The sequence below is a fragment of the Oleiphilus sp. HI0066 genome (assembly GCF_001635725.1).
Genome location: NZ_LWFH01000325.1, coordinates 1 through 1,743 on the forward strand (window position 1 = coordinate 1; position 1,743 = coordinate 1,743).

2 protein-coding genes are annotated in these 1,743 nt (G+C 44.4%); one reads left to right on the plus strand and one right to left on the minus strand.

Translation table 11 applies throughout. The annotated features are described in order from the left end of the window. Positions 1-892 (plus strand): AraC family transcriptional regulator (locus A3738_RS04725; protein ID WP_068763397.1); only part of this gene is annotated, 892 nt, incomplete at its 5' end. A gap of 10 nt (positions 893-902) precedes the next feature. Here A3738_RS04725 and lnt read toward each other — a convergent pair. Next, the coding region (lnt, locus tag A3738_RS04730; protein WP_068763398.1) for an apolipoprotein N-acyltransferase at positions 903-1,743 on the minus strand (841 nt) is incomplete at its 5' end.

Below are 1,743 nucleotides of genomic sequence, written 5' to 3' on the forward strand. Positions count from 1 at the left end.
AAAGATCGATTTATTAGAAACCACTGAATGTCTAAGCACCAACTTATTAGACGCTGAAGCCGGCATCGGGCTCGCCTATGGACAGCAACTTAGTGTCATCGCAGCAGATGGTTTTGGGCAGTTGTTGATGACGAGCGAAACACTCGAAGACGCTTTCAACCACTTAAATCATTTCCGTTTATTGTTCGGCGTGCCCTGCTTATTTGAGCTAGAACCAACAAGCACAAATGTGCATAACCTGAAACTCAGTGTCACGCATCACTCCAAGCAACCGGAAGCACTAAAACACTTTATCTGCGAAGCACTACTTAGCACTATTCAACAACAGTCTTCTTGGCTCTGCGGGAAAGAGCTTCGATTCAATTGCGTAAGTCTTCCGTTTGACAAGCCTTGGCATTCGAAAATATATGAAGACTATTTTCAATGTGAAATACATTTTGAACAAAACACCCTGAGTGCCGAATTTGATTCAAATTACCTAAGCTACCCAATTCTTACGGCCAACCCTGCAATCCACCGGTGCAAACTCGCTGAGTGTAACGATGCGATAAAGAAGTGTGAAAAACGGATTTCAATTCAGAAAAGGCTCTTTGTGCTATTTGACCAACACATTCCAAACCTACCCTGCATTGATCAAGCAGCAGAACAACTTCAATTATCGAAAAGCGCATTGCATCGTAAGTTGTCTAAGGAAGACACCAGCTATCAACAAACGCTTAATAAATTTAAACAGCAAAAGTCTGTGAACCTGCTCAAGAACACCAACTACACCATTAGTGAAATCGCAGAGCGAATAGGTTTTAGCGATAGCTCTACGTTTCGTAGAGCATTCAAGACGTGGACCGGCCAGCAGCCTTCTAAACTACGCAAGCACGCTCAAACATTTCCCTAAGTCTTATCAACTATTTGGTCAATGAAGCACGCTGTTTAAAGTCGAGTTCAGAAGATTTTTTAACGCGAAATATGGCGCCGCGAGTCAAAAGAGTGAGTAAGGTTAAGCCCATGACGACACTGACAAACCAATTTCCGTAAAGTGTGTATAGGGTCTGTTCAGAGCGCCAATCAACAATAGAGGCGCGAACACCCTCTTCACCTAAAGGCACATTATTCACGACGCGACCCGCGGGATTTATCACCGCACTAATGCCGCCGTTCGTTGCACGCACAAACCACCGCCGATGTTCGATAGCCCGTAATTTGGCCATCGCCAAATGAATGTATGGCTCTTTACTCATTCCAAACCAACTATCGTTAGCAACAGAGATAATCAATTCGGCATGATTGTTTGCCACCATCTCGCGCACTAATTCAGGAATCACGGTTTCATAACAAATAGGTGTGCTTATACGACGTCCTTTAAAGGTCAGCGCCGTTAAGGAATCACCCGCTTCAAAACGTGAGTATTCCGGAAATACCTGCGCAACGAACGATTCGTGCTGTGACAAGATGGTCTCGAATGGCAAATATTCTGAAAAAGGAATCAGTATATTTTTACTGTACTGACTCGCCACTCGGTTATTTTCATCAATTAAAAACACGGCATTATGCGGACTTAAACGCCCCTGTTTGACCGATAATCGCGTGGCTCCGAAAACGATTGGCGTATCAAGATCTTGTTGAATAGGCTGAGCATCCACCGGCAGAGTACCTTGTATTGCTCGGCCGTATGCCGCTTCAGGCCAAACTAACAAATCAATCTCGTGCTGTGCGATAAGACTGCGACTAAAGGCTAGATGTTGCTGA